Source organism: Mesorhizobium sp. M5C.F.Cr.IN.023.01.1.1 (assembly GCF_003997585.1).
Classification (GTDB): domain Bacteria; phylum Pseudomonadota; class Alphaproteobacteria; order Rhizobiales; family Rhizobiaceae; genus Mesorhizobium; species Mesorhizobium wenxiniae.
Window position 1 is genome coordinate 141,070 of sequence record NZ_RZSU01000003.1, and the last position, 25,534, is coordinate 166,603.

Genomic DNA, 25,534 nt, shown 5'->3' on the forward strand with positions numbered 1-25,534 from the left:
CCGGTGCCCGTAATAAGGCGACGTCGAGGTTGGAACTTGCATGGGGTGCGACTCAAGATCACGGGCCACGTGCCTGGGCCGGTCCGGAAACAGTCAATCGACCGGCGCTGTCGGAGTTATCCCACTGCCCGGCTTGCGCTGCGCGCGCCGCGAGCGATGGCGCCCGCGGCAGATACCATCGAAAAGCTCAGGCATCGCGCTTGGCGGCGGCAGGCAGCCCCACAACATCGATCGTGGCGGAGGAAGACCCAGGTCTCAATGAAGCGGGAAGCGAAAGGCTGGCTGGCGCATTCCTGCCATTCTCGGGCATGGCGCGGGTGCGCCAGGTATTGTTCAGTCGCAAATCGAGAGGTTCAGTCGACTGCCCCGACCAGAACATCGGGGTGTTCAAGTATCGCGACCCAGCGCCCGGTATGCGTGGACGATTGCCTTTTTAGAAATCTATATCCAGTTTCCGACCAAAGCTTCACATCGTCGTTGAGGTTGTCGAGCACATAATCCCCTTTGTCGGTCTTGACCGTCAGCACTGCGTGCCCCTCGCCGTCTTTTTTTCTGACGACAGTGATCAGAAGGTTTGAGAGCGATATGCCCTCCAAATTGAGCATCTGACGCTTAAGCAGGACGTAGTCCTCGCAGTCGCCGATCGCGCTAACAGGATAGGACCAAAATTCCATCGTGCCGTGAACGGCAAAATCGCTCACCGGCTTGATCGATCTATTCACGAGTTTGGTGACGGACGCGAGCTTATCTTCCATTCCACTGGTCATAAGAACCGGCGGGATCTTGCCTGATCGTATCCTGCATTCTGCGGCCTGCCTTCGGCAGAATTCCATGTAGCCGACTGGGATGGAGGTCCGCTGCCCGGTGGCCATGGCACCAGGCACCGCATCGGCCGAAGCTTTCTCCATCGGCGTCGCGGACATCATCAAGCCTATCAGTAGGCCGGCACACAGCCATGCCCGCGGTATCACCAATCCCATTCGCCCCGCCCAAAGGTAACGACCAGAAACAATCTTTAATATCGCGTTACCATCTTTTCATGGGGACATCAACGCAGCCAACTACACAATTTGAAGCTACGGTCGCGAACAATCATCAATGACCTGCTGCTGGGCGCCGCGGTCAATGCTGGAGAACTTCCATAACCACTGGAAGATCAGACCTTCGCGTGTTGTTGCATGACCACATCGGCGCATTTCGGTCATCGACGGCTCAAATGCGGACAGGGCGGCCGAGAAAAAAATTGTAGCCAAATTTGTCGAAGCAAAAAAGTCCAAGAGCTACGGGCTCTCGCGTAGATTTGGCATACATTCGGATACATTTCGACGGCACTCGGGCAAACCTCTGCGACAGGCGTGGCGTAAGTTTCGATCGTGAGCAGGAAGCCTCGTCATAGTGACGGGACAGAAAGCCGACAGCGAATTCGCATCAGGAGTCAATACCGCGCGAGGCGCCGATTGGCAGGTCTGCTCATTCTAAGAAAGGAAAAATACGATGAACAAGCTTGCAACGGCTTTCGTCCTCCTTGCCTTGTCGACAGGAGTCTCGCTCGCTGCCGCTCAAAATCCGGACCGCGATCCGACCCGCGGATTTGCTCCTGATGTCGACAACAGAAAAATGACTTTAGACACCAATCATACGGCTTCCTTGCCTCTGTTGGTGGTAGCCCCGAAACAACAACGACCACAGCCCGGCAAGGCCCTCAGGGGTCGTGCACCATGGGCGGGCCGTTAATATACTGACATTGTCCTTCCATGCAAAAATGTCCAACCACCCGCCATGCAACAAGGGTGGTTGGACAGGGCGCAAGAAAATCCTGCAGCCATGAATGTTTGACCGCCTCTGGCGAAAGTATTGAATGCGTCAGGTCGCGAACTCAGGAAAAATCGTGGCGAGGCTCGAGGGTCACGTCTGCATCTGCGCCGCTGTCAGTCGGCCGTCACGTCGGCCGCTGCCATCCCTTCCAGCGCCGCCGCGAACGGTTCAATCCCGCCCTACTGGCGCTGGTCAGTGTTCCGCCGCCAGCGAAGATCGCAAGATGTATAGACAACCGGTCGCAACTGGTGTTCGTTTCCAATCCGATCGCATATCCGCATGCAATTTCGGAAAATGCAGGAATCGTGACTATGGACGCCGCTTCCTTGTTCGATCTGACGGGAAAAAAGGCGCTGGTGACGGGCGCCAGCCGCGGCATCGGCCAGGCTATGGCTGAGGCGCTCTCCGCGGCAGGTGCCGACGTCGCGGTGACCGCCCGCGACGAAGCGTCGCTTCTCAAGACGGCGGACCGAATTAGCGCTAACGGACGAAGGTCGCTTTGCCGGTCACTCGACGTGCTCGACACCGATCGCATCCGCGTGGTGGTCGACGAGGTGGCGGATACCTTTGGCGGACTCGACATTCTGATCAACAACGCCGGCTATGAGCAAGTCCAGCCGTCGCTCGACGTGGACGAAGCAGTGTGGGACCGCATCGTATCGACCAATCTGAAGGGCGCCTTCTTCTGCGCGCAGGCTGCGGCGCGGCGGATGGCTGCCGACAACAGCGGTGGCGCGATCATCAATCTTTGCTCGCTGACCTCCTATGTCGGCATTCCGACCGCGGCACCTTACGGCTCCTCGAAGTCTGGGCTTCTGGGCATGACCCGCGCGCTGGCCACGGAATGGGCATCGCTCGGCATCCGCGTCAACGCCATCGCTCCGGGGTATTTCCATACGGCGATGACAGATGCTTTTTATAAGGATCCCGACTGGCAGATGGCAATGCTGACCAAGATACCGCAGCGGCGTTTCGGCACGATGGAGGATCTGGCCGGAGCCGTTGTGTTCCTGGCGAGCGGGGCATCCGCCTATGTCACCGGTCATTGCCTCCCAGTTGACGGCGGCTACCTCGCGTCCATCTGAGCGACTGAGGGCGGTGCCACAAGAACCGTGTAGACCCATCTTGTATATGGTTGTATATACCAGCTCACAACGCTGGACGTTCTTGCATGCGGCCGGCGACAAAAAGGGGAACCACAATGCAGGAGCCTTTCCGGGCCGGAGCTTCGCGGGAAGCGAAAGGCGGCAGGGAAATCGCAGTCACAGTCCGCAACGTCGGGATGGACTTCGATGGGGTTCATGCCGTCAAAAATGCGTCCTTCGATCTGCCGAAGGGCCGGTTCCTCACCATTCTGGGCCCTTCGGGGTCCGGCAAGACAACCCTCCTGCGCATGATCGCCGGATTCCAGACCCCGAGCAGCGGCGAGATCTTCATCAACGGTGAAGCGGTGAGCGCGGTGCCACCGCACAAGCGGTCGATCGGCATGGTCTTTCAGAGGCTTGCGTTGTTTCCACATATGACGGCGGCTGAGAATGTCGCCTTCCCGCTGAAGATGCGTCGGCGCGATGCACGCACAATTCCCGAACGCGTCGAGCGATACCTCGCGCTGGTCCGGCTCGGGGGCTATGGCGGCAGGCGCATTCACGAACTTTCCGGCGGGCAGCAGCAGCGCGTCGCGATCGCGCGCGCGCTGGTGTTCGAGCCCGACCTGCTGCTGCTCGACGAGCCGCTGGCTGCGCTCGACCGCAAGCTGCGCGAGGAAATGCAGCTCGAATTCCGCCGCATCCAGCGCGAGCTCGGCGTCACCACGATCAATGTCACGCACGACCAGCGCGAGGCGCTGGTGGTTTCCGACGACATCGTCGTCATGGATCAGGGCGAGATCCAGCAGAAGGCGCGGCCGATCCATACCTACCGCCAGCCCCGCAACGCCTTCGTCGCCAATTTCATCGGCGTCACCAACTTCATTGCCGGTACGGTACGGTCCGTATCGGAAGGGGGCGACGTCTCCATCGTTCGCGGTGCTCTGACGCTTGCCGGAAAAATCGGCGATCCGGTCAATCCACCTGCGGAGGGCGGCAAGGCGTCGGGAGCGATCCGCGCCGAGCAGATCCGTCTCGCCGGCGACGCTGCTCAGTTGTCGAAGCTCGATTGCGTGCTGGCCGGGACTGTCACCGACACGATCTTCGAAGGCGAGCGCATGGTCTACGAGGTAGCCTGCGCCGCGATTGGCGACGAGGTCATTCGCGTTTTTGACCATGATCCCGCCGCGCACACGCAGTTCGACATAGGCGAAAGCGTGTTCCTGGGGTGGAATGCCAGGGACATGCTTGTTTTTCAATAGAACCGGAAACCGGTCAAACCCAGAGGAGAATGCAGATGAAGCGCTTCAAGCCGACATTATCCCATCTTTCCCGCAGAACCTTCCTTCAGGCCACCGCCGCGCTCGGCGGCGCCTCAGCTCTCGGCCTGCGCAGGTCCTATGCGCAGGAGCCGGAAAAGCCGGCGGAGATCATCGTGCGCGCCTGGGGCGGCAGCTGGGTGGATAGCCTGAAGGCCGGCGTATCCGACAGCTTCACCAAAATGACGGGGATTGCTGTCCGTCACGACCTGACTGAAGACAACGAGATCCAGCCCAAAGTCTGGGCGGCCGTGGCGCAGAACCGGGTCCCGCCGATCCACATCAACTGGGATACCACAACCAATGCCACGAAGTCGGCACTGCGCGGCGTGACAGAAGATCTCTCTGACCTGCCGAACCTCGCCAATGTGACGGACCTTGCCAAGCCGGCCGGCCTGGAAGGCTTCCCGATCGTCAATACCTACGGCTATGTCTATGTGCTGGCTTATCGGCCTGCGGCGTTCCCGGACGGACCGCCGAAGTCCTGGAAAGACCTGCTCGACCCGAAGTTCAAGGGCCGGCTTGCCTTCTACAATGACGGCATCGGCTTCCATTTCCCGGCCCAGGTCGCCGGTGGCGGCAAGCTGGAGGACATACCCGGCAACATGCAGCCGGCTTGGGATTTCATCACCAAGATGAAGGCGCAGCAGCCGCTGCTCGGCGAAGATCCCGACTTCACCACATGGTTCCAGAACGGCGAAATCGATGCCGCCTGCACCATCTCCACCAACGCCCGAGAAGCCCGCAAGAACGGTGTAAAAATCGAATGGGTCGTGCCGGAGGAGGGTGCGAAATTCGACACGGACGGTTTGTGGATCCCCAAGGGCCTGCCGGAAAACGAACTCTACTGGGCCAAGCAGTACATCAACCATGCGCTGACCAAGGAAGCCCAGCAGGTCTGGCTGGACGGCCTCGGCTTGCCGGGCGTGGTGCCGGGCCTCACACCGCCGAAGGATCTGGTGGGCGATCCGTCCTATCCGACCACCGAAGCGGATTTCCAGCGCCTCATCCGCATCTCGTCGAAGATCCAGGTCGAGAATGAGAGCGAGTGGTTTTCCAAGTTCAAGGCGATCATGCAGGGCTGACGCCGGTCGGCCGGTGCTGCGCTGGCGGCACCGGCTCCTTTACGAGGTCGGATACGGATTTTCTCATGCGGGCAGCCAGGACAGCCTATCCCTTGAAATGGCGTATCATGGATGCGCTGGAAGGCATCGGCGCCGCCATCTGGCCGGCGCGATTCAGGCGCGCCACGCCCTATCTGATGCTGCTTCCGGCAGTGCTGCTGGTCGGACTGCTCGTGCTCGGTCTCATCCAGATCGCGGATGCAAGCCTGCGCACGCTCGACACCACCACCTTCCAATTTTCGGAGGACTATTCCGTCGCCAATTTCCGGCGGGCGCTGACAGAGCCGCTGTTCCTCGTTGTCGCGCAGCGCAGCCTCATCGCCGCCCTGATCGTCACCGCGGTGACACTCGTCTTCGCCTTTCCCTACGCCTATCTGATGGTGCGCACGCGTTCGCCAAGACTGCGCAAATTCCTGCTGATTGCGCTGTTCCTGCCCTTCTTCATCGGCCAGGTTGTGCGTGCATATGGCTGGCTGATCATCCTCGGCAATCAGGGCATGGTAAACGAGGCGCTCGGCCTTATCGGGGTCGCCCCGATGCGGCTCATCTACAACTATCCCGCCGTGCTGTTCGGCCTCGTCCAGTACATGCTGCCCTTCGCCGTACTGATGCTCGCGCCGGCACTCACAGCCATTCCCGAAGAGCTGGAGGCGGCCGCTGGATCGCTCGGTGCGAACTGGGTTCGCACGTTCACCCATGTCGTGTTGCCACTCGCTCGTCCGGGCTTCATCGGCGCGGGCGTGGTGGTGCTGACGCTCTCGCTCACCGATTTCGCAGTCCCCGCGATCCTTGGCGGCGGCTCGCAGGACTTCATCGCCAACGCCATCTACGATCAGTTCTTCCGAACGTCTGACCAGGGACTCGGCGCGACGCTGGCGCTTATGCTGGTCGCGCTCGGGTCAATCCTCGTCGGCCTGGTGTTCGCGCTGTTCGGAGCCGGAACGCTTGCGATGGGGAGGTCACGGGCGTGAGCGGGTCGCGCAGCAAATCCGTTGTCTTGTGGACCCTGGTTACGATCGCCCTGGTGACGCTTTCGGCGCCGACGATCGTCGTGCTCGGCGCTTCCTTCACCGGCGGCAACATCATCACGTTTCCGCCGGACGGGCTATCGCTGCGGTGGTACGCGCGCATCTCACAGGCCTCCGACCTGCGCAACGCTTTCCTGCGTACGCTCCATGTCGCGACGGTCTGTACGATCGTTGCCATTCCCGTAGGCACGCTGGCTGGCATCGCGCTGGCGAAATATGCGGTGCGTTTTGAGAAGACGGTCCAGATCTATCTGCTGCTGCCCTTTACGATCCCGCTGATCGGATCGGGCATCGGCCTCATGCTGATTTTCGGCAACGCCGGCATTCTCGGCCAGCTCTGGCCGGTCGGCATCGCCTGCTGCGTCATCAACCTTCCCTTCATGATCTGGGCGGTGACGGCGAGTGCCACCGGACTTGACCCGGACCTGGAATTGGCCGCGGCCAACTGCGGCGCGCCGCCGCTCCAGGTGTTCTTCTCCGTCACCCTGCCGGCGGTGATGCCGGGGGTGATCACCGGCTCGCTGCTGATGTTCATCCTTGCGCTCAACGAGTTTCTGGTCAGCCTGCTGCTCGTCGATGCCCGCATCGTGACGCTGCCGGTGCTGATCTACAACTCCATCCGCTCTATCATCACGCCGGACCTTGCCGCGATCTCCGTGGTCTTCATCGCCTGCTCGGCTGTCGCCATCTTCCTGCTCGACAGGCTGGTCGGGCTCGACATCTTCCTGAAATCGAAATGAGGAATGCCGGCCTGCCGGGCCGCAAAGGGATCCTATGCCAAACGTATCGTTCCACGACCTGAGCCAGATCGACGCCGCCAGTCGTGCGGCACTGATGCGGCGCTCAGAGACCGATCTCTCTGGCTTTATGGAGAAGGCCGCACCGATCATCGAGGCGGTCCGAGCAGAAGGCGACGCCGCGCTCGTCCGCTTCGCCCGCGACTTTGACAAGGCAGATCTCGATGCCGCGCGGCTGAAGGTCAGCCCCGCCGAGTTCGACGCCGCCTTCGGCATGGTGGACGAGGACGTGGTCGCCGCCATTCGCTTCGGCATCGACAACATCCGGCATTTCCACGAAGAGCAGAAGCCAGAAGCCATGTGGCTCAAGGAAATGCGGCCCGGCGCCTATGCCGGGGACCGGTTCACGCCGATCCGCTCGGTGGCGCTCTATGTCCCGCGCGGCAAAGGGGCGTTCCCTTCGGTGACAATGATGACCGCAGTGCCCGCCGTGGTGGCGGGCGTCCCGGAGCTTGCTATCGTCACACCGCCAGCGCCCGACGGTTCGGTGGACGCAGCGACGCTGGTTGCAGCGCGCATCGCTGGCGTCGAAACGATCTACAAATGCGGTGGCGCGCAGGCGGTCGCCGCGGTCGCCTATGGCACAGAGACGATCAGGCCGGCACTCAAGATCGTCGGTCCAGGCAGCCCCTGGGTGGTTGCGGCCAAGCGGCTACTTGCCGGAGTCATCGATCCCGGCCTTCCCGCCGGTCCGTCCGAAGCGATCATCCTCGCCGACGACAGCGTGCATGGCGGGCTAGCCGCGCTCGACCTCCTCATCGAGGCAGAGCACGGACCGGACTCATCGGCCTACCTGGTGACACACAGCCGCCGCGTGGCCGAGGAGGCATTGGCCGCCGTGCCCGAGCACTGGGCGCGCATGACCGAGCAGCGGGTTGCGTTCTCCACCGCGGTGCTGACCGGTGCCTGTGGCGGCATCGTGCTGACAGCGTCGATCGAGGAGAGCTACCGCTTCATCAACGACTACGCACCTGAGCATCTGGAGATCCTCTCCACCGACCCCTTCGTGCACCTTGGCCAGATCACCGAAGCTGCCGAGATCCTGATGGGGCCGCACACGCCGGTCTCGATCGGCAATTTCGGGCTGGGTCCCAACGCCGTCCTGCCGACCAGCCGCTGGGCACGCACCTGCGGACCGCTCTCGGTCACCGATTTCGTCAAGCGTTCTTCCATCGGCTACGTGACGGCGGCGGCCTATCCGGAATTCGCGCGCCATGCCCGCACGCTTGCCCGCTACGAAGGCTTCTCCTCGCATGAACACGCCGTCTCCGACGTGCGCGACCGATATCTGGTGCGGTAGCGACGATGAAGGCTGCCAGACTCCACGCGGCGGGCGATTTGCGGGTTGAGGATGTGCCGTCTCCCGGCGAACCCGCGCCTGGCTGGGTGCGGCTCAAAGTGACGGCTGCCGGCATCTGCGGCTCGGACCTCCACAACTTCCGCACCGGTCAGTGGATCAGCCGCGCGCCGAGCGTCGCCGGGCATGAGTTCGCCGGTGAGGTGACAGCCGTGGGCGCCGGCGTGTCCCAGTTGGCCTGCGGAGACCGGGTCGTCGCCGACTCGCGTTTCTGGTGCGGCGAATGTCCTGCTTGCCGGGCCGGCCTGCATAATGTCTGTGCCAGACTGGGCTTTATAGGCGAGGTTTGCGACGGTGGCTTCGCGGAAGAGACGGAGCTGCCGGCGCGGCTGCTCCTGCGCCACGACCCCGCGCTCGATCCCGCAATCGCCGCCATGGCGGAGCCGCTGGCGGTCGCCATGCACGCCGTCCGGCGACTGTCGGCGCCGGCCGGGGTGCCGGTACTTATCGCCGGTTGCGGCCCGATCGGCGGGCTGGCTGCGCTGCTCCTGTCGCGGCACGGCGAGAGGCCGGTCCTGGTCGCCGACCGCAATGCGGCGCGTGCGGATCTTGTGGCCGAGGTGAGCGGCGCGACCGTCGTCGACCTGGACGCCCTGCCCTGTGATCCCAATCTGCGCCATGCCGTCGACGCGACGGGAAACGTGGCGGTGATGGCGCAACTGCTCGATCTCCTGGCCGGGGGTGGCACGCTGGCGTTGGTCGGCATATCGCATGGCCGCCTCGATCTCGACCCCAACCTCCTGGTCGAACGCGAGATCGCGCTTGTCGGTTGCCACGCCTTCGCCGACGAGCTTGCGCCAGCCGTCGCGATGCTTGGTGAGCTCGCCCCCGCGCTGTCGCGCTACGTGTCCGAAGAGATCGCGATCGGCCAGATTCCCGCCGCCTACCAGCGCCTGATCGCAGGCACGAGCGGCGGGTTGAAGACCATCATCCGAATGGAGAGAGGATGATGATCAGGCTTCCCGAAACCGCCGGGCCTCTCTACGAAAAGGTCAAGGACTACGTGCTCGGCAACATCGGCAACGGCAAATGGCCGAAGGACCGCAGGCTGCCTTCCGAAAACGAGCTGGTCAGCACGCTTGGCGTCTCGCGGATGACTGTGCACCGGGCGCTGAGGGAACTGACCTCGGAAGGCCACCTCCTGCGCATCCAGGGCGTAGGTACCTTCGTGGCGCCGCCGAAACCGCAATCGGCCCTCATCGAAATCAGGAACATTGCCGGCGAGATCGCCGCGCGCGGCGCACACCACAGGGCCGAGGTCGTCGTCCTCGAGAAGATCCGCAACCCGGCGCTGGACCTCATTGTCGCCTTCGAGTTCACGCGCCGCAGACCGGTCGCCCATTCGATCATCGTGCATTTCGAAGACGAGGTGCCTGTCCAGCTCGAGGAGCGCTTTGTCAATCCGGCTCTCGCACCGGACTACCATCGGCAAAATTTCGTTGCGACCACCACCTACGACTATCTGCAGCGGGCGACGCCGCTGACGGAAGTGGAGCACGTCATCTCGGCCATCGCCGCAGAAGAGATGGCGGCCCGCCATCTGATGATTCGGCCCGGCGACCCCTGCCTGCTCCTGCATCGGCGTACCTGGTCGGGCGCGGCGGTCGCGACCGTCAACAATCTCACCTATGTCGGCAGCCGCTATTCGCTGGGCAGCCGCTACGCGCCCTCACCCGCCGCATAGCAGCAACGGCCCGCCAACCGGGTGGGCAGCGTCATCGGCCCAGCGGCTGCCTTGATAGGGAAATCAGTTCTGCCTCGTCGATCACGCCAGCCATGTAGTTTGCAATAATGCGAGACGCGAGCGCCTCACGCTGACCAGTCGATTGACCTTCAAGCTTGAGCTGTTCGAACGCTCGAGCCAGCAGAGCCAACTCGGACGGATCAAATATACCAGCTTCCTCAGCTTTTCGACGGATCGCCATGGCTTCCTCAAAGACGATGACTTGTCTTTGCAACGTTTGCCGCGACATTGTGTTCCTGGAGGTGCTCAAGACAAGCCTGGGCGCGCGCGCCCTTGCCAGCCATCAGCTGACAGCGGCTAACCCAGTGGCCGCTAGCCGGCCTGCGTTATGAGCGCACCACCAGAGGCACCAGACCCTCATGACGGTGATCGAGATAACACACAACACGGTCGCCAATGCGCTCGAAGATGAGATCGACTTTCGCCTCGCCAATAGCCAGGTGGCGGATAACGATGTTGTCGATGCCGATAGGCAGCCGCGGGCGTTCCACAGTGATCTCGCGTTTCCAGCCGTCAACCCGAATGCCCAGGCAAGCCTGCAGCATCATGAAAGCGGAGCCAGCCGACCAGGCCTGCGGCAGACAGGCGACCGGGTAGGCCACCGGTGAATCGCTGGCAGCACGCGTAAAGCCGCAGAACAGCTCTGGCAGCCGCATATTGAAACGGACCGCCGCCTCGAACATACCGCTCATCAGCTTCACGACGCTGTCGCGCTCGTGGTAGCGGGCGAGCCCGGAGGCGCAGAGCGCGGTGTCGTGCGGCCAGATCGAGCCATTATGATATGACATAGGGTTGAATGGGATCTCGTCGTCGGCCAGTGTGCGAACGCCCCAACCGCTATTGAGATGACCAGAGAGCAGCTGGGAGGCGACTGACTGAGCCCGTTCCGCCGACGGCAGCCCGACGTAAAGCAGGTGACCGGCATTGGACGTGCGAACAGCGCATTGCTTGCCTTCTCCGTCGATTGCCAAAGCATAGAAATCGCGGTCCGGCATCCAGAAATGCGTCTCCACTGCCTGACGGATCCTCTCTGCCAGGGCGCTCCAGTGCGCCGCCTTTGCGTCGTCGCCGCGCCTGGCGGCCAGCGCCGCCATCCCTTGATATGCGGCGAAGGCATAACCTTGCACCTCGACCAATGCGATCGGTCCTTTGGGGATCGTGCCGTCGGCATGGAAGATGGCATCGGAACTGTCCTTCCAGCCTTGGTTGAACAGACCCGTGTCGGCCGCCCTGTTGTAGGTTACAAAGCCATCCCCGTTGCGGGCTCCGACCTCTTCCATCCACGCAGTGGCAGCGCCCAGGGAGTTCCACATGCGATCGACGAACGCCTCGTCTCCGGTGCGATCGGCGTAGGACGAAGCCAGGTAGACATAGAGTGGCGTGGTGTCGACGCCGCCATAGTAGCGGCCGAACGGCAGTTCGCGCAGCACGGCCATTTCCCCCTTGCGGGTTTCATGCATGATTTTGCCAGGCTCGGCATCGTCGAATACAGATGTCTCGGTCGATTGATAGTGGGCAAGGAAAGCCAGGACCCCACGAGCAAGGTCCGGATTGAGCCAAAGCATCTGCAAGGCGGAAATGACGCCGTCGCGGCCGAAAGCCGTCGAAAACCAAGGGATGCCGGCATACGGGTATGGCCCGGTCTCCAGATCGGTCGTCAGCAGCGCGATGTCGGCGCGTGTGCGTGTCAGCCAGTCATTGAACACGCGCCCGGAGCTGAAGACGGTGGCGCCCTGCCGGCGCTTTGAGCGCATGGCGAAGCGGGCTCGCGCAGCGGCCGCGCGAAAGCGGTCGCTGGAGGGAGTCTCTTCGCTGTGGCCGACCTCCAGGTACAATGCTCTGCTGTCACGCCTTGCCACGACAATGAGGAAATCGGCGTGATCGGGGTGCACCTGATCGGGCTTGATCGAGAATGCGATGGCCGATTGACGAGCCACATTGTCGAGGCCTTCATATCGGAACGTTACGCTCGCCTCGCCGACCAGTGCGTCATGCGCGCGACCGCGGCGGCTACGCGTAGTTCCGCGCACCTCGAACATGTCACGGAAATCGGCGTCGAAGTCGAGCCGGACCGGCAGAACTACCTCGCGCGCGGAGTAGTTGGTGAACTTGATGCGTTCGAACATGCGGTCCTGCCAGATGAACCGCGTCCGATCGACGTGGACGACGCCCGGCAATGCTTCGCTGCCATTCGGCCCGATACTGGCTAGATTGGTGAGATTGGCGGTGAATAGGATGTTGTCCTGCGACAGCGAGGCGCCGAGCAGCGACGGCATCCGGCCGCCAATGAACAGACGGAAGCGCGACAATACACGCGTGTCGTCGCGGAAAAGCCCGTCGCCGATGCCGCGTATGTCGCCGTAGCTGTCTGCGACGACGAAGCAATCCTCGTGTTTCAGCGCAAATTGCCGATGCGGCTCGCGCGGTGCCGTTTCGTCGATTGCCGGCAGCGCCACGGCTGGATCAATCTTGCGGTCTTCGAGTTGAGTGGTCATGGTCAACCCCCTCCCGTTCAGAAGCGGACAAGGCGGCTCAGGCGCTGATCCGGGCAGCCGAGCCGTCGCCTTGCGGTCAGGTAGACATAGTCATCATTGCGGCATTTTTAGCGCGCTTGTTTTGAGAACCAAGTGCTTTCGTTATGTCGTCCGAGAGCGAGCCATAGATCGCCACGTAGTCGCGGCACATGCGCTCAACCGTGAATCGCTCTTCAAAAGTCCGTCGCACCCGTGCACGATCGAGGCCGCTTATCCGCCGTACCGCGTCCACAGCTCCGTCGAGCGTGTCGACGATCAACCCGGACACACCATCGTCGATGACCTCCGGAACGGCGCCGCGTCTAAACGCTATCACCGGCGTGCCACAGGCCATCGCCTCGATGGTTACGAGTCCGAAGGGTTCCGGCCAGTCAATAGGGAACAAAAGCGCTGCCGCATTGCCCAAAAAGTCTGCTTTTTGCCGTTCGTCGATCTCGCCGATGAATTCCACGTTGGAATTTCGAAGCACCTGGGGTTCGACCCTCTCTTTCCAATATGATTGGTCTACCTTGTCGATCTTGGCGGCAATCTTCAGCGGCATTCCGGTACGCGCTGCGATTTCAATGGCTGTTTCCGGCCCCTTTTCCGGTGAGATGCGGCCGAGGAAGGCGAGATAGCCCGAGGCTTTCGCGCGAAAAGGGAGAAGATCGCGAGGCAGACCGTGATACACCGTTCCGATCCAATGGACAGGCGGCATGGGCCAGCGTTGATCGTAAGAGATCGAAACCAGCGGAATGTCATCAAACATCGCATAAAGCTGCGCCAGATCCGGGAGGTCGAGCCGTCCATGAAGTGTCGTAACGGTTCGCTCGGCAAAGTCCCGGACTACGGGGAAGTGCAGAATATCGATGTGAAAATGCAGCACGTCGAATTCATCGGCCCGCCTGCGCACCTGTTCAAGCATCATCACGTGCTGGGGAATATCGTGCCGGACCCTGGGATTCAGGCGCAATGCAATATCGCAACACGGTACCAATTCGGCAGAGGTGCGTGAATCACCGCTGGCGAACAAGGTCACATCATGCCCCTGCCGAACAAGCTCCTCAGTCAGATATGAAACTATTCGCTCGGTCCCGCCATAGGTCCGCGGCGGCACGGCTTCGGTAAGGGGGGCGATCTGGGCTATTTTCATCGGCAACACTTCTCGAAAGCGAAGGTCATCCTTCAAAAAGCTTCGACGGCAATCCCCTTCCTCGCGTTCATTGCGGTCCTCTGGCGAACTCCCGAAAGGCCGATAAGTTCCCCGCGGGAACAATCGCGGCGTCAGGGGGTTCCAACAGTTGGACCAAAAGGAGAACCAGGATGGCTACGAAGCTTCAGGACACAAAAGCCGTCAAGGGATCCAGCGGCGAGCATGGCGGCAACCGCGGCGGCAATCAGGACAAGAAGGACAAGCCGCAAAAGAGCAGCCAGGCTGCCGGCAAGGATCCAAACCGCGGCGAGGACTGACCGACGCCTGCCCCGCAGGCGGACCGTAATGGCTGCGATCCCCGACCATCGATAGGAGTGACACCATGGCCAAGACCAACTCGTTTACGAAAGCCGACCATCCCGTATCTGGAAAGTGGGCAAGCGGCAGCGACAAGGCCAAGGAACCGGCCAAGGGCGGCGCCCAAGCCAGGAATGCCCAGGAATGGGGCGGCGGATCGAAAGCGTCGAAGGGCAAGATCACCCGGGCAGACCGGGAAAACCCGAACTCGAGCCAGCGCAGCTAAGCTTTTCGCGAAGTTAGACGCTTATGAAAATTGCAGCCTTGACGCGATGTTCATTAGGTCGTTTGTTGCGGACGGGAGAGCCACGGGAGGAAACCATGGAAGTCACCCTGGAGGCGGACAGCCTCGCAGCGCGGTTCCACGTTTTCACGCCGATGGCGGGCGAAGGCTCCCGCGCATGAATTCCGGAGCGATCCTCGAAGCCGCGGGATTGACTAAGGAATTTGGGGGGTTCGTCGCTGTAAGCAATGTCAACCTGACGGTCGAGCGAGGATCGATCCACGCGCTGATCGGCCCCAACGGCGCAGGCAAGACGACCCTCTTCAACCTGCTGACCAAATTCCTCCAGCCGACGCGCGGCGCGATCCGCTACCAAGGCCGCGACATCACCAGGATGCAGCCGGCCGACATCGCGCGGCTGGGCCTTGTGCGCTCCTTCCAGATATCGGCGGTGTTTCCGCACATGACGGCACTCGAGAATGTCCGCATCGCGCTGCAGCGCCGGCGCGGCGACAGTTTCGATTTCTGGCGTTCCGAGAAAGTGCTTTCCAAGCTCAATAGGGAGGGTGCGGCTCTTCTCGCCGATGTCGGCCTGACCGAGTTTTCAGATATCCGCGCCAGCGATCTGTCCTACGGCCGCAAACGCGCGCTTGAGATCGCGACGACGCTGGCGCTGAACCCTGAAATGCTGCTCCTCGACGAGCCTATGGCCGGCATGGCGCAAGAAGACATCGAGCGCATCTCGGCGCTGATCCGACGCATCTCCAAGAACCGCACCATTTTGATGGTTGAGCATAATCTTTCGGTCGTAGCCTCGCTGTCGAACCGCATCACCGTGCTCGCGCGCGGCAAAGTCCTCGCCGAAGGCGACTATGCTGCGGTTTCCAAAGATCCGCGCGTTATCGAAGCATATATCGGGGCCGGACATGTCTGAAGTTGAACTGACGAGCAGGCCGGCTGCTGCCCCCTCGGCGAGACCGCTGCTGCGCGTAGATGGCCTGCAGGGCTGGTACGGCGAGAGCCATGTGCTTCACCGCCTGAGTTTCGAGGTTGGCGAAGGCGAAGTGGTGACGCTGCTCGGCCGCAACGGCGCCGGCAAGACGACGACGCTGAAGGCAGTCATGGGCATCCTTTCCAGGCGCTCGGGCTCGGTCACCTATGACGGCCGCGAGACGATCAAGCTGCCGTCGCGGTTGATCGCACAGATGGGCATCGCCTACTGCCCAGAGGAACGCGCGATCTTTTCCAGCCTTTCGGTCGAGGAGAATTTGATGCTGCCGCCGCAGGTGCGCCCCGGTGGGCTCAGCGTCGAGCAGATTTTCGAGCTTTTCCCGAACCTGAAGGAGCGGCTTTCGAGCCAAGGCACCAAGCTTTCGGGCGGCGAACAGCAGATGCTCGCCATCGGCCGGATCTTGCGAACGGGCGCGAAGCTTTTGCTGCTCGATGAGCCGACCGAAGGGCTTGCGCCCGTCATCGTGCAGCAGATCGGCCGCACCATTGCCCGGCTCAAGGACGAGGGATTCACGATCGTGCTCGTTGAACAGAATTTTCATTTCGCCGCGTCGGTCGCGGACCGTCACTACGTGGTCGAACAGGGGCGCGTGATCGACACGATCCCCAACGACGAACTCGACGCCAACATCGACAAACTGCACGCCTATCTCGGTGTCTGAGGCAATCATCAACGGCGCGTTGCGCCGCAATCGGAGGAGAGTAGCGATGAAAAAAATGGGGTTCATTCTGGCTTCGCTGACGAGCCTGCTGATGGCCGGCACGGCCCACGCCACGGATGTCAAGATCGGCGTTCTGAATGACCGTTCCGGCATCTATGCAGACATCGCCGGTGAAGGTTCGGTCATCGCGGCCCAGATGGCGGCGGAAGACTTCAAGGCGGCGGACAAGGGCATCAACGTGTCGATCGTCTCCGCCGACCACCAGAACAAGCCGGATGTCGGCTCGAACATCGCCCGCCAGTGGTACGACACCGAAAATGTCGATGTAATCGCCGACGTGCCAACCTCGTCAGTGGCGCTCGCCGTCAACGAGATCACCAAGGAGAAGAACAAGATCTTCCTCGCCTCGGGTCCGGCCTCGTCCGACCTCACCGGCAAAGCATGTTCGCCCAACACCGTCCACTGGACGTACGACACCTGGGCGCTTGCCAACGGCACGGGCTCGGCCATGGTCGCAGAAGGCGGCGATAGCTGGTTCTTCGTCACGGCAGACTACGCCTTCGGCCACGCGCTCGAGCGCGATACGTCGGCGGTCGTCGAAGCATCGGGCGGCAAGGTTCTCGGCGCTGTCCGTCATCCTTTCCCCGGCCAGGATTTCTCGTCTTTCCTGCTGCAGGCGCAAGGGTCGGGTGCCAAGGTCGTCGGCCTCGCCAATGCCGGCGGCGACACGATCAACGCGGTCAAGCAGGCGTCGGAATTCGGCATCACGCAGGGTGGCCAGGCGCTCGCCGCCCTGCTGATGTTCATCAATGACGTGCATGCGCTTGGCCTCGACGTGGCGCAAGGCCTCGTGCTCACCAGCGCCTTCTACTGGGACAAGGACGATCAAACGCGGGCATTCTCGGCCCGCTTTCAAAAGCGGAATGCCGGACAAAAGCCTTCGATGATCGAGGCGGGAGTCTACGCTTCGGTCCTGCATTACCTTAAAGCCGTCGAGGCCGTTGGTGACAAGGATGCGGCCAAGGTGATGGCCAAGATGAAGGAAATGCCGACCGACGATCCGCTGTTCGGCAAGGGTACGATCCGCGCCGACGGGCGCAAGCTGCACGACATGTATCTGTTCCGCGTCAAGAAGCCGGACCAGTCGAAGGGGCCATGGGACTATTTCGAGACGGTGGCCACCATTCCGGCCGACAAAGCGTTCCGCCCGCTCGCCGAAGGCGGCTGTTCGCTCGTTAAATAAGCCCTCGCCAACGACGCCCCGAACCGCTCGGCGCGTCGTCTCGTCGACAAGTCAGCTGGAGCGACCATGTTCGAACTGCTTGGAATTCCGCCGCAGGTCCTGTTCGGCCAGTTGCTGCTCGGGCTGATCAATGGGTCCTTCTACGCGGTTCTGAGCCTCGGGCTGGCGGTCATCTTCGGTCTCTTGAACATCATCAATTTCACGCATGGCGCGCAGTACATGCTGGGCGCCTTCGGCGCTTGGATGCTGCTCAACTATCTCGGCGTCGGTTACTGGTGGGCTGTGTTCATCGTTCCGCCGATCGTCGGCGTCACCGGGATCGTGCTCGAGCGCGTGCTGATCCGACGGCTCTATCACCTAGACCATCTCTACGGACTGCTTCTCACTTTCGGCCTGGCGCTGATCATCGTCGGCTTCTTCCGCCAGTTTTTCGGGGTATCTGGCCTGCCTTACCCGCCGCCGCCGCTTTTGACCGGCGGGCATAATCTCGGTTTCATGTACCTGCCCAATTCGCGCGCCTGGGTGATTGTGGCTTCCCTCATCGTGTGCCTCGCGACCTGGTTCATCATCGAAAAGACCCGGCTTGGCGCCTATCTGAGGGCAGCGACCGAGAACCCGACGATGGTCGGCGCGTTCGGCATCAACGTGCCGCTGCTGGTCACGCTCACATATGGCTTCGGCGTCGCACTCGCGGGTTTCGCCGGCGTGCTCGCCGCGCCGATATACGCAGTCAATCCGAACATGGGGGCAGACCTGATCATTGTCGTCTTCGCCGTCGTCGTCATCGGCGGCATGGGCTCAATCCTGGGCTCGATCCTCACCGGCTTTGGGCTTGGGTTGATCGAGGGCCTGACCCGCGTGTTCTATCCGGAAGGTTCGGCCGTGGTGATCTTTGTCATCATGGCGCTCGTGCTGCTCGTCAAACCCGCCGGTCTGTTTGGGCGGAGTGTGTGATGGCAACCGACACCAACCCGATCGCTATGGCGACCATCACGTCCGTTGGCGCCGCGGGCATGCCCCGTCATCACCTTGCGATCTTCGTCGCGCTTTTCGTCTTCCTCATCGCCGCGCCATTTCTGCTTTATCCGATCTTTGTCATGAAGGTGCTGTGCTTCGCGCTGTTTGCCTGCGCCTTCAACCTGTTGCTCGGCTTTGGTGGCCTCCTGTCCTTCGGCCACGCAGCCTATTTCGGCATGGCAAGCTACGTCTCGGCCCATGCGGCAAAGGTGTGGGGTCTGACGCCTGAACTTGCCATTATCGCGGGCACGCTCGTGGCAGCCGTGCTCGGTCTCGCCATCGGTTCCCTCGCCATTCGCCGCCACGGCATCTATTTCGCCATGGTGACACTGGCTTTTGCGCAGATGATCTATTTCTTCTCGCTGCAGGCGGCGTTTACCGGCGGCGAGGACGGCATCCAGGCCGTGCCGCGCGGCCATCTGTTCGGGCTGATCGACCTGCGCTCGAGCGAAGTCCTCTATTTCTTCGTGCTCGCCATCTTCTTCGCCGGCATATTGCTGATCTACCGGATTATCCATTCGCCGTTTGGACAGGTGTTGAAGGCGATCCGCGAGAACGAGCCCCGCGCGATCTCGTTGGGCTATCGGGTCAACCGCTACAAGCTCGCCGTATTCGTGCTGTCGGCCACGCTCGCCGGCGTCGCCGGTGCAACCAAAGCAATCGTGTTCCAATTGGCGTCGCTTACCGACGTCTACTGGACCATGTCCGGCGAGGTTGTGCTGATGACGCTCTTAGGCGGCATGGGCACGGTGTTCGGACCGATCGTCGGCGCGGCAGTCATCGTCACGATGCAGAACTACCTCGCGACATTCGGCGACTGGGTCACCATCGGCCAGGGCATCATCTTTGTTGTCGCGGTGCTGTCGTTCCGGGAGGGCATCGTTGGCGTCTTGGGAAGATGGATCCGGAAGCCGCTCTGAACGAGCATGATGGGCGAAATTTCGGATCATCGACGGTCGACATCGAGAAGTCGACTCACAAAGACGTTTGAGCGTCAGGTTCGGCCAAGATGGCCGCAGCGGATGCGGGCGATAGCGTCCCCCAACTGTGCAGATTCCTCATCGGATGTGACAACCAGCAATTCGGGCTGTTACGAAAATTCAACTCTGGCGCCTTCCTAGGCGCGCCTGTTGACGTCGCAATCCGCAGGCTAGCACCCTATCTACGCCGCATGAACGACAGCACGAACAGACGCGCGCTTCTACTCGTCAATCCAAAGGCACGACGCGGGCAGGAATCTATCGCACCGGTCGTCGAGCGGCTGGAAGCCGGTGGGCTCCGCGTCAGCGTCGAGACGTTTGAGGCGCTGCCCGAGATAGCACGCGACATCGTGCGCCTTCGCCATAGGGCCGATCTTGTGATCGTGTGCGGCGGCGATGGCTCGGTGTCCTCGGCGGCGGTCGCGGTTATGGAAAGCCGGCTGCCGATGGGTATCATTCCGATGGGGACGGCGAACGATCTGGCGCGCACCCTCGAAATACCGATGGATTTGGGGAAGGCGGCCGACGTGATCGTAGAGGGCGGACGACGTCTGATCGACATCGGAACCGTCAATGGTCACGCTTTCTTCAACGTTGCGAGCATCGGGCTCAGCACCGACCTTGCGCAGGGTCTCGATCCGGCGCTGAAGAAGCGTTTCGGCAGGTTTGGCTATGCCTTGGCGGCCATGAAAGTGTTGACCAAGGCTCGCCTCTTCGAAGCAAGGATTACCGAAAAGGGCGTAGCGACCGAAGTCAAGACCTACCAGATTGCAGTCGGCAACGGCCGCCACTATGGCGGCGGCAACATCGTCGAGGAGACGGCGGAGATCGATGACGGTCATCTCGACCTGTACAGCCTGGAAATGACGAACCTCTGGAAAATGGCGCTTATGCTGCGCTCGTTCCGCTCAGGCACGCATGGCGCCTGGAGCGAGGTTCGCACGGCGAGATGCGTCGAGTTTGACATCGAGACGAAGAGGCCGATGCCGGTGAACACTGATGGGGAGATCGTCACCTCGACCCCGGCGCATTTCAAGGTCCACCCGAAGGCGATTTCGGTGTTCGCGCCTGCTGGCGAGCGCATACAGCCCCGCACAAAGGCGCTTGATGATGCGGTCAGCGCAAATAGCGGGTAGACTGGCGATCAAGCGCGCGTCGTACAAACCCAACCGCCTTCGGGCAACATCCGTCGACGAGGCAGCCGCGCCATGACAACGCTGGTAGCTGCCGTGCTCGTCAAAGTTGGGTTCAATGCAGCCGACGCCATGGCAACCATCGTAGCCGCTGGTCACGGTCTGGAGGCCCCCACCCCGGTAACAATAGGCTGCAATATGGAACAGTCGCCTGGCCCTACATAGCCTTCAGACACGTCCTTTGATCATTGCTTGAGGAACGCGCCCGAGTAGGTCTGGCCGGCAAGCCTAACGGTTCCGGCCAGGGTTCTGTCGGGCCGCATGACAAAACTGACGTCTGCGCCATTCGGTAGGCGCTCAAGCTTCAACGTAGTCCCCACAATTCTTCCAGCGCCGGCGGCCTCTCCCGGATGGTTGTCGCCCAGAGTTCCCCACGCATAGGTAACCGTCACCTTCCCATTGGAAGAAATCGTCTGAACAGCAAGTTTGGCGTCATACATCCCATCCAATCGTCCGGCCCATAGACCCGAAAAAACAGCATACTTTGTCGGAACGGCCTTGTCAGGCGGAGTGACCGGCACGGATTGATGCATAATTGCTGAGCCGGAGGGAACAGCCGCAGGATCCGAGGCAGTTTGGGCGGGAATGGTACCAGGTTCTAACGCAGGTTCGAGGGTGGGTCGCGGCGTTTCAGGAGCCGATTGGCACGCGGTTATGGCAAGCGCCGCGAAGCCAAGCATTGCGTTGCACATTCGGCGTGCCATCTTCTGGTGCCCCGGCCATCTTTGGATCTAGCGCAGGCTAACCTTATCGCGCGTTTTCACGACCTCTGTCTACCCAAAGTGTCTCGTACAACAGCGGCTCGTCGAGGACGTGCAGCGGTCGTGAGTGAACGCCTCCCTTTCGTCGCCCAAGTAGTCGCCTGGGCGATAGCAAATGTTTTTACTTCAAACATTTACGCCAGAATTTTCGATCTATTTTCTAGGTTTTGGCTTTCGACCACTGATGCGTTAAGCTGCTATCGACGCAGTCGCTGCCGTTTCGTCCGCGACGCCATCCACCATTACATGACCGATGCCCCGCGAGCAGCGCTCGATCCGCGCCTCGACGCGGTACACATCACGCAAGAGCGCCGGGGTGACGACCTCTTCCGGCGTGCCGCAGGCGATCATACGGCCCTCGGCAATGACGATGCATTTGTCAGCGAAGCGCAGGGCCTGATTGAGGTCGTGAATTGCGATCAGCACCGCAATCCCCTGCTTGCGCGCAAGCCCGCGCATGAAGCTCAGCACCTCGACCTGCCGGTGCAAGTCAAGCGCGGACGTCGGCTCGTCCATCAGCAGAATTTCAGGTTCGCGGGCGAGGGTCTGGGCGATGCTCACCACCTGCCTTTGCCCCCCGCTCAATTCTCCGACGTTGCGAAAGGCAAGATCCGAGATGCTGAGCGCGGCCAGGATGCCGTCTATGAGTGCGAGGTCGCCATCGCTAACCGACCAGGCCGAGCCCTGCTTGCGGGCGAGCAGGATCGATTCATAGACGGTCAGCACCGCGTTGGCTGCCGTGTCCTGCGGCATGTAGCAGATGCCGTCCGGTCCCTTCGCTGCTCCATCGAGGCAGACGCGCCCAGGGCCCTTCAAGAGTCCTGCGATGCGCTTGAACAGCGTCGACTTGCCCGCTGCGTTGGGCCCGATAACGGCGACTACCTCGCCACCCCGGAAAATGGGAGTTGAAATGTCCGAAAGGGCGAGCCGCGCCCCGTGGAAGGCTCCGAGACCATCGAGCCTGATCGTTACCATGAGCGCCTCACATTCGAGAGGATCAGCGAGATGAAGAAGGGAATGCCGATAAGCGAGGTGACGATGCCGATCGGGAAGATCGTGCCTGGAATGAGCGACTTGCTGGCGACCGAACTTGCCGAAAGGATAAGCGCCCCCGAAAGCGCCGAGGCAGGCAGGAAGAAGCGCTGATCTTCTCCGATCAGCATGCGGGCGATGTGCGGACCGACGAGCCCGATGAAGCCGATCGTGCCAACGAAGGCGACGGGAATGGCAGCAAGCAGGCTCACCATCATCATGGTTTCGAGCCTCAGGCGTGCGACCTTGACCCCAAAACTCGCGGCCTTGTCTTCGCCTAGCCGCAGCGCCGTCAGCGCCCAGGCGCGGCGCGCGAATATCGGCAGCGTTGCGAGAAGGATGAGGCTGGTGATGATGAGCTTGGGCCAGGTGGTCTTGGTGAGGCTTCCCATGGTCCAGAACACGACCGCGGCGAGCGCCTGCTCGGAGGAAAGATACTGGACGAGAGACAGCAGCGCATTGAAGGTGAAGACGAGCGCGATGCCGAGAAGCACGATGGTTTCGACCGTCACGCCGCGCTTGAGACTCAGCAGGTGGATGACGAGCGCGGTCAGCATCGCCACCAGGAAGGCGTTGAGCGGCACGACATATTCGATCGCGGCGGGGATGAGCGCGACGCCGAAGGCTAGCGCGAGCGCGGCGCCGAAGCTGGCCGCCGCCGAAATGCCGAGCGTGAAGGGGCTGGCGAGCGGATTGTTGAGGATGGTCTGCATCTGTGCACCGGCGACCGACAGTGCTGCGCCGACGACCACGGCCATCAGCGCGATGGGAAGCCGAATTTCCCACAGTACGACGCGCACCTGAAGGGGCACGCTGGCGGGAGAAACGAGCGCGAGCACCACCTGGTCGAGGCTGTAGCTGGCAGGGCCGAGCGCAAGATCGACGCAAAGGCTCAGGAGCAGCGCCAGGGCGAGCCCTGCGAGGATGAGCTGCTTGCGCAGGACGAGGGCGCGGTAAAGGCCGCGCCCTTCCCTGGCCGACAGTGCAGCGGGTTCACTGCTCATCGGAGAGCGAGACCCAATGGCCAGGCCTGTATTCGACCGGCAGGAACTTCTCGTGCAACTCCTTGAAGGTGGCCTCAGCATCCAGATCGGCGAACAGGTCGGGGTGCAGCCACTTGGCCATCTGCTGGATGGCGACGAACTGATAGGGGCTGTTGTAGAACTGGTGCCAGATGGCGTGGATCCGCCCGTTCTCCACCGCCTTGATGCCGGTGAGGGCGGGTCGCTCCGTCAGGCCCTTGAGTTTCTTCAGTGCTGCCGCCTCGTCCGCGCCGGGACCGACGCCGACCCATTTGCCACCCGGCACATAGGCCTCCCAGTTACCGCCCGTAACAATCACCTGGTCGGGATCGCTCGCGATGATCTGTTCGGGATTGAGCGCGCCAAAAGTGCCCGGGATCAGATCCGCCGCGATATTCCGGCCGCCGGCCATCTCGACGAACTTGCCGAAATTGTCGTTGCCGAAGCTCATGCAGCAATCGTCGGAATAGCCCCCGGCGCGCTCAACGAAGACGGTTGGGCGCTTTGGATCATTCTCTGCGATCACCTCGGTGACGCGCGCGATCTGCGCGGCGCGGTAGGCGATGAACTCCTCGGCCCGCTTTTCCTGGCCAAAGAGCCTGCCGATAAGACGCATACTCGGCTCGGTGTTGGTGAAGGGATGCTCGCGGAAATCGACATAGACCACCGGAATGCCGACGGCGGCGAGCTTTTCGATATATTGCGCGTCCTCGGTCGCCTGCTTGGACTCGATGTTCATGATCATCACGTCCGGCTGAAGCGCGATAGCCTGCTCGATGTCGAAGGTGCCGTCCTTGAAACCGCCGAAGGTCGGGATCGTGGCCATCGAGGGGAATTTTTCCAGATAGACGGCGTAATTGTCGGGATCGGCCTGGGAGAAATCCTCGCGCCAGCCAACGATTCGCTTGAAGGGGTTGTCGGTCTCGAGCGCGGCGATCAGGTAGATCTGCCGGCCTTCGCCGAGGATGACCTTGTCTACCGGCGTCTTCACTTCGACCTTACGGCCACTAATGTCGGTGACGGTCTCGGCGCGCGCGCCGAGGGTAAGCGGCATGAAGGCCGCGAGGGCGACCGCGGCCGCGAATATCGACTTCAAAATCATTGTGCTCTCGCAATTCAGTTTTGCCCACTCGGCTTTAGAAAACATGAATTGTGTAATCAAGAATTATCTTTTAGAGCAATTCCAATGTACCGCTTTTGGGGAGAGCGTTTCGGGCAATGACGGCTCACGCAAACTATTCGCTGCGCGACGAAATTCGGGACTATTGGTCCGATCGCGCCGAGACGTTCGACCTGCAGGTCGGCCACGAGATTTTTTCCGAGCGCGAGCGCGCTGCCTGGCATGCGCTCATAAGCAGGCACCTTGGGCCTGGCGCTGGGCGGGCGGCTCTGGATCTCGCATGTGGGACAGGCGTTATTTCGCATCTGATGCACGATCTAGGCTTTGTGGCGACAGGCCTCGATTGGTCGGAAGCCATGCTCGCCAAGGCGCGCGCCAAGGCACAAAAACGCCGCGCCGATATCCGCTTCATCGTGAGGGATGCTGAACGGACGCTCGAGGACAGGGCGAGCTACGATGTCATCGTCACCCGTCACCTGGTCTGGACGTTGGTGGATCCGAAGACGGCCTTTGCCGAATGGTTCTCGCTGCTGAAGCCCGGCGGCAAGCTGCTGGTCATCGACGGCGATTTTGTCAGCCGCAACTGGGCGATGAGTTTGCGGGAAATTTGGGAGAAGCTCACGGCCGGCAAGTCCCGCGTCCTGGACAGTGACGGCGCCTCCATGGCCAGACGCCACCAGAGCATTCTTGCTCGTGTCTATTTCTCGGGCGGCGCACGGGCGGAAGAGATAGCGCGCTTGCTGGCCGAAGCCGGGTTGGAGCAGCCTGTCGTCGACTGGAAACTGGGAGCGATCCATCGCGCTCAGTCTCGACAGATGAGTTGGCCCAAGGCGCTCGAACGCGTCACTCAACATCGCTTCGCGATCTGCGCGACAAAGCCGCAGTAAACTCCTCGGCGCTGCCAGGGTCGGTCGATGGCGCGGGCGGCGGCACGACTGCGAATAGCTGCCGGTCTGCGTCAGCTCAGATGCGCTACCG

General features: G+C 61.7%; 26 protein-coding genes. 18 read left to right on the plus strand and 8 right to left on the minus strand.

All coding sequences use genetic code 11. The features are described 5' to 3' along the window. Positions 1 to 353 precede the first annotated feature (353 nt). A complete protein-coding gene (locus EOA78_RS02575; RefSeq protein ID WP_245477107.1) occupies positions 354 to 926 on the minus strand; it encodes a transglutaminase-like cysteine peptidase in 573 nt (190 codons plus the stop codon). 568 nt (positions 927 to 1,494) lie between these two features. Here EOA78_RS02575 and EOA78_RS02580 point away from each other — a divergent pair. The 9 genes from EOA78_RS02580 (at position 1,495) to hutC (ending at position 10,209) form a co-directional block, all read left to right on the plus strand. Next, the gene (locus EOA78_RS02580; protein ID WP_127313732.1) at positions 1,495 to 1,734 is read left to right on the plus strand and encodes a hypothetical protein; all 240 of its coding nucleotides are present in this window, start codon (positions 1,495 to 1,497) and stop codon (positions 1,732 to 1,734) included. Positions 1,735 to 2,126: 392 nt separating this feature from the next. Then, the gene (locus EOA78_RS02585; protein ID WP_127313733.1) at positions 2,127 to 2,900 is read left to right on the plus strand and encodes a glucose 1-dehydrogenase; all 774 of its coding nucleotides are present in this window, start codon (positions 2,127 to 2,129) and stop codon (positions 2,898 to 2,900) included. Between the two features lie 116 nt (positions 2,901 to 3,016). Next, on the plus strand, positions 3,017 to 4,162 hold the full coding sequence (locus EOA78_RS02590; protein ID WP_245477111.1) for an ABC transporter ATP-binding protein: 1,146 nt from the start codon (positions 3,017 to 3,019) through the stop codon (positions 4,160 to 4,162). A gap of 35 nt (positions 4,163 to 4,197) precedes the next feature. Beyond that, entirely contained in the window at positions 4,198 to 5,304 is a 1,107-nt protein-coding gene (locus tag EOA78_RS02595) for a PotD/PotF family extracellular solute-binding protein (RefSeq protein WP_127313734.1), read from the plus strand. A 65-nt stretch (positions 5,305 to 5,369) separates the two neighbouring features. After that, entirely contained in the window at positions 5,370 to 6,314 is a 945-nt protein-coding gene (locus EOA78_RS02600; protein ID WP_127313735.1) for an ABC transporter permease, read from the plus strand. After that, entirely contained in the window at positions 6,311 to 7,111 is an 801-nt protein-coding gene (locus EOA78_RS02605; RefSeq protein WP_127313736.1) for an ABC transporter permease, read from the plus strand. Before EOA78_RS02600 ends, EOA78_RS02605 begins: the two co-directional genes overlap by 4 nt. 34 nt (positions 7,112 to 7,145) lie before the next feature. Then, positions 7,146 to 8,468, plus strand: a complete 1,323-nt coding sequence (hisD, locus tag EOA78_RS02610) for a histidinol dehydrogenase (RefSeq protein ID WP_127313737.1) — start codon at positions 7,146 to 7,148, stop codon at positions 8,466 to 8,468. Between the two features lie 5 nt (positions 8,469 to 8,473). After that, positions 8,474 to 9,475, plus strand: coding sequence for an alcohol dehydrogenase catalytic domain-containing protein (locus EOA78_RS02615; protein WP_127313738.1), 1,002 nt, complete (start codon positions 8,474 to 8,476; stop codon positions 9,473 to 9,475). Beyond that, the gene (gene hutC, locus EOA78_RS02620) at positions 9,475 to 10,209 is read left to right on the plus strand and encodes a histidine utilization repressor (RefSeq protein ID WP_127313768.1); all 735 of its coding nucleotides are present in this window, start codon (positions 9,475 to 9,477) and stop codon (positions 10,207 to 10,209) included. The genes EOA78_RS02615 and hutC overlap by 1 nt, the downstream gene beginning before the upstream one ends. A gap of 31 nt (positions 10,210 to 10,240) precedes the next feature. Here the strand turns inward: hutC and EOA78_RS02625 are convergent, their stop codons facing one another. The 3 genes from EOA78_RS02625 to EOA78_RS02635 form a co-directional block, all read right to left on the minus strand. Beyond that, complete coding sequence (locus EOA78_RS02625) at positions 10,241 to 10,450, minus strand: hypothetical protein (RefSeq protein WP_127313769.1); 210 nt, start codon at positions 10,448 to 10,450, stop codon at positions 10,241 to 10,243. A 145-nt stretch (positions 10,451 to 10,595) separates the two neighbouring features. Further along, entirely contained in the window at positions 10,596 to 12,764 is a 2,169-nt protein-coding gene (locus EOA78_RS02630; protein ID WP_127313739.1) for an amylo-alpha-1,6-glucosidase, read from the minus strand. Between the two features lie 76 nt (positions 12,765 to 12,840). After that, a complete protein-coding gene (locus EOA78_RS02635) occupies positions 12,841 to 13,935 on the minus strand; it encodes a glycosyltransferase family 4 protein (RefSeq protein WP_127313740.1) in 1,095 nt (364 codons plus the stop codon). 170 nt (positions 13,936 to 14,105) lie between these two features. Here EOA78_RS02635 and EOA78_RS35790 point away from each other — a divergent pair, with 170 nt between their 5' ends. The 8 genes from EOA78_RS35790 to EOA78_RS02670 all read left to right on the plus strand — a co-directional run bounded on the left by EOA78_RS35790 (position 14,106) and on the right by EOA78_RS02670 (position 20,564). Then, positions 14,106 to 14,252, plus strand: coding sequence for a hypothetical protein (locus EOA78_RS35790; RefSeq protein ID WP_164783613.1), 147 nt, complete (start codon positions 14,106 to 14,108; stop codon positions 14,250 to 14,252). Positions 14,253 to 14,317: 65 nt separating this feature from the next. After that, the gene (locus tag EOA78_RS02640; RefSeq protein WP_127313741.1) at positions 14,318 to 14,518 is read left to right on the plus strand and encodes a hypothetical protein; all 201 of its coding nucleotides are present in this window, start codon (positions 14,318 to 14,320) and stop codon (positions 14,516 to 14,518) included. 175 nt (positions 14,519 to 14,693) lie between these two features. After that, positions 14,694 to 15,449, plus strand: a complete 756-nt coding sequence (locus EOA78_RS02645) for an ABC transporter ATP-binding protein (RefSeq protein WP_127313742.1) — start codon at positions 14,694 to 14,696, stop codon at positions 15,447 to 15,449. Then, entirely contained in the window at positions 15,442 to 16,188 is a 747-nt protein-coding gene (locus EOA78_RS02650) for an ABC transporter ATP-binding protein (protein WP_127313743.1), read from the plus strand. The genes EOA78_RS02645 and EOA78_RS02650 overlap by 8 nt, the downstream gene beginning before the upstream one ends. 55 nt (positions 16,189 to 16,243) lie before the next feature. Then, on the plus strand, positions 16,244 to 17,431 hold the full coding sequence (locus EOA78_RS02655) for an ABC transporter substrate-binding protein (protein ID WP_245477117.1): 1,188 nt from the start codon (positions 16,244 to 16,246) through the stop codon (positions 17,429 to 17,431). A gap of 66 nt (positions 17,432 to 17,497) precedes the next feature. Next, positions 17,498 to 18,385, plus strand: coding sequence for a branched-chain amino acid ABC transporter permease (locus EOA78_RS02660; protein WP_029355907.1), 888 nt, complete (start codon positions 17,498 to 17,500; stop codon positions 18,383 to 18,385). A gap of 59 nt (positions 18,386 to 18,444) precedes the next feature. Next, a complete protein-coding gene (locus EOA78_RS02665) occupies positions 18,445 to 19,368 on the plus strand; it encodes a branched-chain amino acid ABC transporter permease (protein WP_245477120.1) in 924 nt (307 codons plus the stop codon). A gap of 251 nt (positions 19,369 to 19,619) precedes the next feature. Beyond that, on the plus strand, positions 19,620 to 20,564 hold the full coding sequence (locus tag EOA78_RS02670) for a lipid kinase (RefSeq protein WP_127313746.1): 945 nt from the start codon (positions 19,620 to 19,622) through the stop codon (positions 20,562 to 20,564). 242 nt (positions 20,565 to 20,806) lie between these two features. On the opposite strand, the gene EOA78_RS36820 is transcribed toward EOA78_RS02670, so the two are convergent. The 4 genes from EOA78_RS36820 to EOA78_RS02690 form a co-directional block, all read right to left on the minus strand. Next, positions 20,807 to 21,301, minus strand: a complete 495-nt coding sequence (locus EOA78_RS36820; protein ID WP_245477112.1) for a hypothetical protein — start codon at positions 21,299 to 21,301, stop codon at positions 20,807 to 20,809. A gap of 270 nt (positions 21,302 to 21,571) precedes the next feature. Further along, the gene (locus tag EOA78_RS02680; RefSeq protein ID WP_127313748.1) at positions 21,572 to 22,357 is read right to left on the minus strand and encodes an ABC transporter ATP-binding protein; all 786 of its coding nucleotides are present in this window, start codon (positions 22,355 to 22,357) and stop codon (positions 21,572 to 21,574) included. Then, on the minus strand, positions 22,351 to 23,418 hold the full coding sequence (locus tag EOA78_RS02685; RefSeq protein ID WP_127313749.1) for an iron ABC transporter permease: 1,068 nt from the start codon (positions 23,416 to 23,418) through the stop codon (positions 22,351 to 22,353). The genes EOA78_RS02680 and EOA78_RS02685 overlap by 7 nt, the downstream gene beginning before the upstream one ends. Further along, positions 23,408 to 24,490, minus strand: coding sequence for an ABC transporter substrate-binding protein (locus tag EOA78_RS02690; protein ID WP_245477123.1), 1,083 nt, complete (start codon positions 24,488 to 24,490; stop codon positions 23,408 to 23,410). Before EOA78_RS02690 ends, EOA78_RS02685 begins: the two co-directional genes overlap by 11 nt. Before the next feature lie 164 nt (positions 24,491 to 24,654). On the opposite strand from EOA78_RS02690, the gene EOA78_RS02695 reads away from it, so the two are divergent. Then, positions 24,655 to 25,443 (plus strand): class I SAM-dependent methyltransferase, encoded by a 789-nt coding sequence (locus EOA78_RS02695; RefSeq protein WP_127313751.1) that lies wholly within the window; start codon positions 24,655 to 24,657, stop codon positions 25,441 to 25,443. Positions 25,444 to 25,534: the final 91 nt, after the last annotated feature.

Excerpts from the sequence above, each read along its gene's own strand:
- EOA78_RS02575 (WP_245477107.1), bottom strand. The coding sequence starts at position 926 with ATGATGTCCGCGACGCCGATGGAGAAAGCTTCGGCCGATGCGGTGCCT.
- EOA78_RS02580 (WP_127313732.1), top strand. The coding sequence starts at position 1,495 with ATGAACAAGCTTGCAACGGCTTTCGTCCTCCTTGCCTTGTCGACAGGA.
- EOA78_RS02585 (WP_127313733.1), top strand. The coding sequence starts at position 2,127 with ATGGACGCCGCTTCCTTGTTCGATCTGACGGGAAAAAAGGCGCTGGTG.
- EOA78_RS02590 (WP_245477111.1), top strand. The coding sequence starts at position 3,017 with ATGCAGGAGCCTTTCCGGGCCGGAGCTTCGCGGGAAGCGAAAGGCGGC.
- EOA78_RS02595 (WP_127313734.1), top strand. The coding sequence starts at position 4,198 with ATGAAGCGCTTCAAGCCGACATTATCCCATCTTTCCCGCAGAACCTTC.
- EOA78_RS02600 (WP_127313735.1), top strand. The coding sequence starts at position 5,370 with ATGCGGGCAGCCAGGACAGCCTATCCCTTGAAATGGCGTATCATGGAT.
- hisD (WP_127313737.1), top strand. The coding sequence starts at position 7,146 with ATGCCAAACGTATCGTTCCACGACCTGAGCCAGATCGACGCCGCCAGT.
- EOA78_RS02615 (WP_127313738.1), top strand. The coding sequence starts at position 8,474 with ATGAAGGCTGCCAGACTCCACGCGGCGGGCGATTTGCGGGTTGAGGAT.
- hutC (WP_127313768.1), top strand. The coding sequence starts at position 9,475 with ATGATCAGGCTTCCCGAAACCGCCGGGCCTCTCTACGAAAAGGTCAAG.
- EOA78_RS02625 (WP_127313769.1), bottom strand. The coding sequence starts at position 10,450 with ATGGCGATCCGTCGAAAAGCTGAGGAAGCTGGTATATTTGATCCGTCC.
- EOA78_RS02630 (WP_127313739.1), bottom strand. The coding sequence starts at position 12,764 with ATGACCACTCAACTCGAAGACCGCAAGATTGATCCAGCCGTGGCGCTG.
- EOA78_RS02635 (WP_127313740.1), bottom strand. The coding sequence starts at position 13,935 with ATGAAAATAGCCCAGATCGCCCCCCTTACCGAAGCCGTGCCGCCGCGG.
- EOA78_RS35790 (WP_164783613.1), top strand. The coding sequence starts at position 14,106 with ATGGCTACGAAGCTTCAGGACACAAAAGCCGTCAAGGGATCCAGCGGC.
- EOA78_RS02640 (WP_127313741.1), top strand. The coding sequence starts at position 14,318 with ATGGCCAAGACCAACTCGTTTACGAAAGCCGACCATCCCGTATCTGGA.
- EOA78_RS02645 (WP_127313742.1), top strand. The coding sequence starts at position 14,694 with ATGAATTCCGGAGCGATCCTCGAAGCCGCGGGATTGACTAAGGAATTT.
- EOA78_RS02650 (WP_127313743.1), top strand. The coding sequence starts at position 15,442 with ATGTCTGAAGTTGAACTGACGAGCAGGCCGGCTGCTGCCCCCTCGGCG.
- EOA78_RS02655 (WP_245477117.1), top strand. The coding sequence starts at position 16,244 with ATGGGGTTCATTCTGGCTTCGCTGACGAGCCTGCTGATGGCCGGCACG.
- EOA78_RS02660 (WP_029355907.1), top strand. The coding sequence starts at position 17,498 with ATGTTCGAACTGCTTGGAATTCCGCCGCAGGTCCTGTTCGGCCAGTTG.
- EOA78_RS02665 (WP_245477120.1), top strand. The coding sequence starts at position 18,445 with ATGCCCCGTCATCACCTTGCGATCTTCGTCGCGCTTTTCGTCTTCCTC.
- EOA78_RS02670 (WP_127313746.1), top strand. The coding sequence starts at position 19,620 with ATGAACGACAGCACGAACAGACGCGCGCTTCTACTCGTCAATCCAAAG.
- EOA78_RS36820 (WP_245477112.1), bottom strand. The coding sequence starts at position 21,301 with ATGCTTGGCTTCGCGGCGCTTGCCATAACCGCGTGCCAATCGGCTCCT.
- EOA78_RS02680 (WP_127313748.1), bottom strand. The coding sequence starts at position 22,357 with ATGGTAACGATCAGGCTCGATGGTCTCGGAGCCTTCCACGGGGCGCGG.
- EOA78_RS02685 (WP_127313749.1), bottom strand. The coding sequence starts at position 23,418 with ATGAGCAGTGAACCCGCTGCACTGTCGGCCAGGGAAGGGCGCGGCCTT.
- EOA78_RS02690 (WP_245477123.1), bottom strand. The coding sequence starts at position 24,490 with ATGCCGCTTACCCTCGGCGCGCGCGCCGAGACCGTCACCGACATTAGT.
- EOA78_RS02695 (WP_127313751.1), top strand. The coding sequence starts at position 24,655 with ATGACGGCTCACGCAAACTATTCGCTGCGCGACGAAATTCGGGACTAT.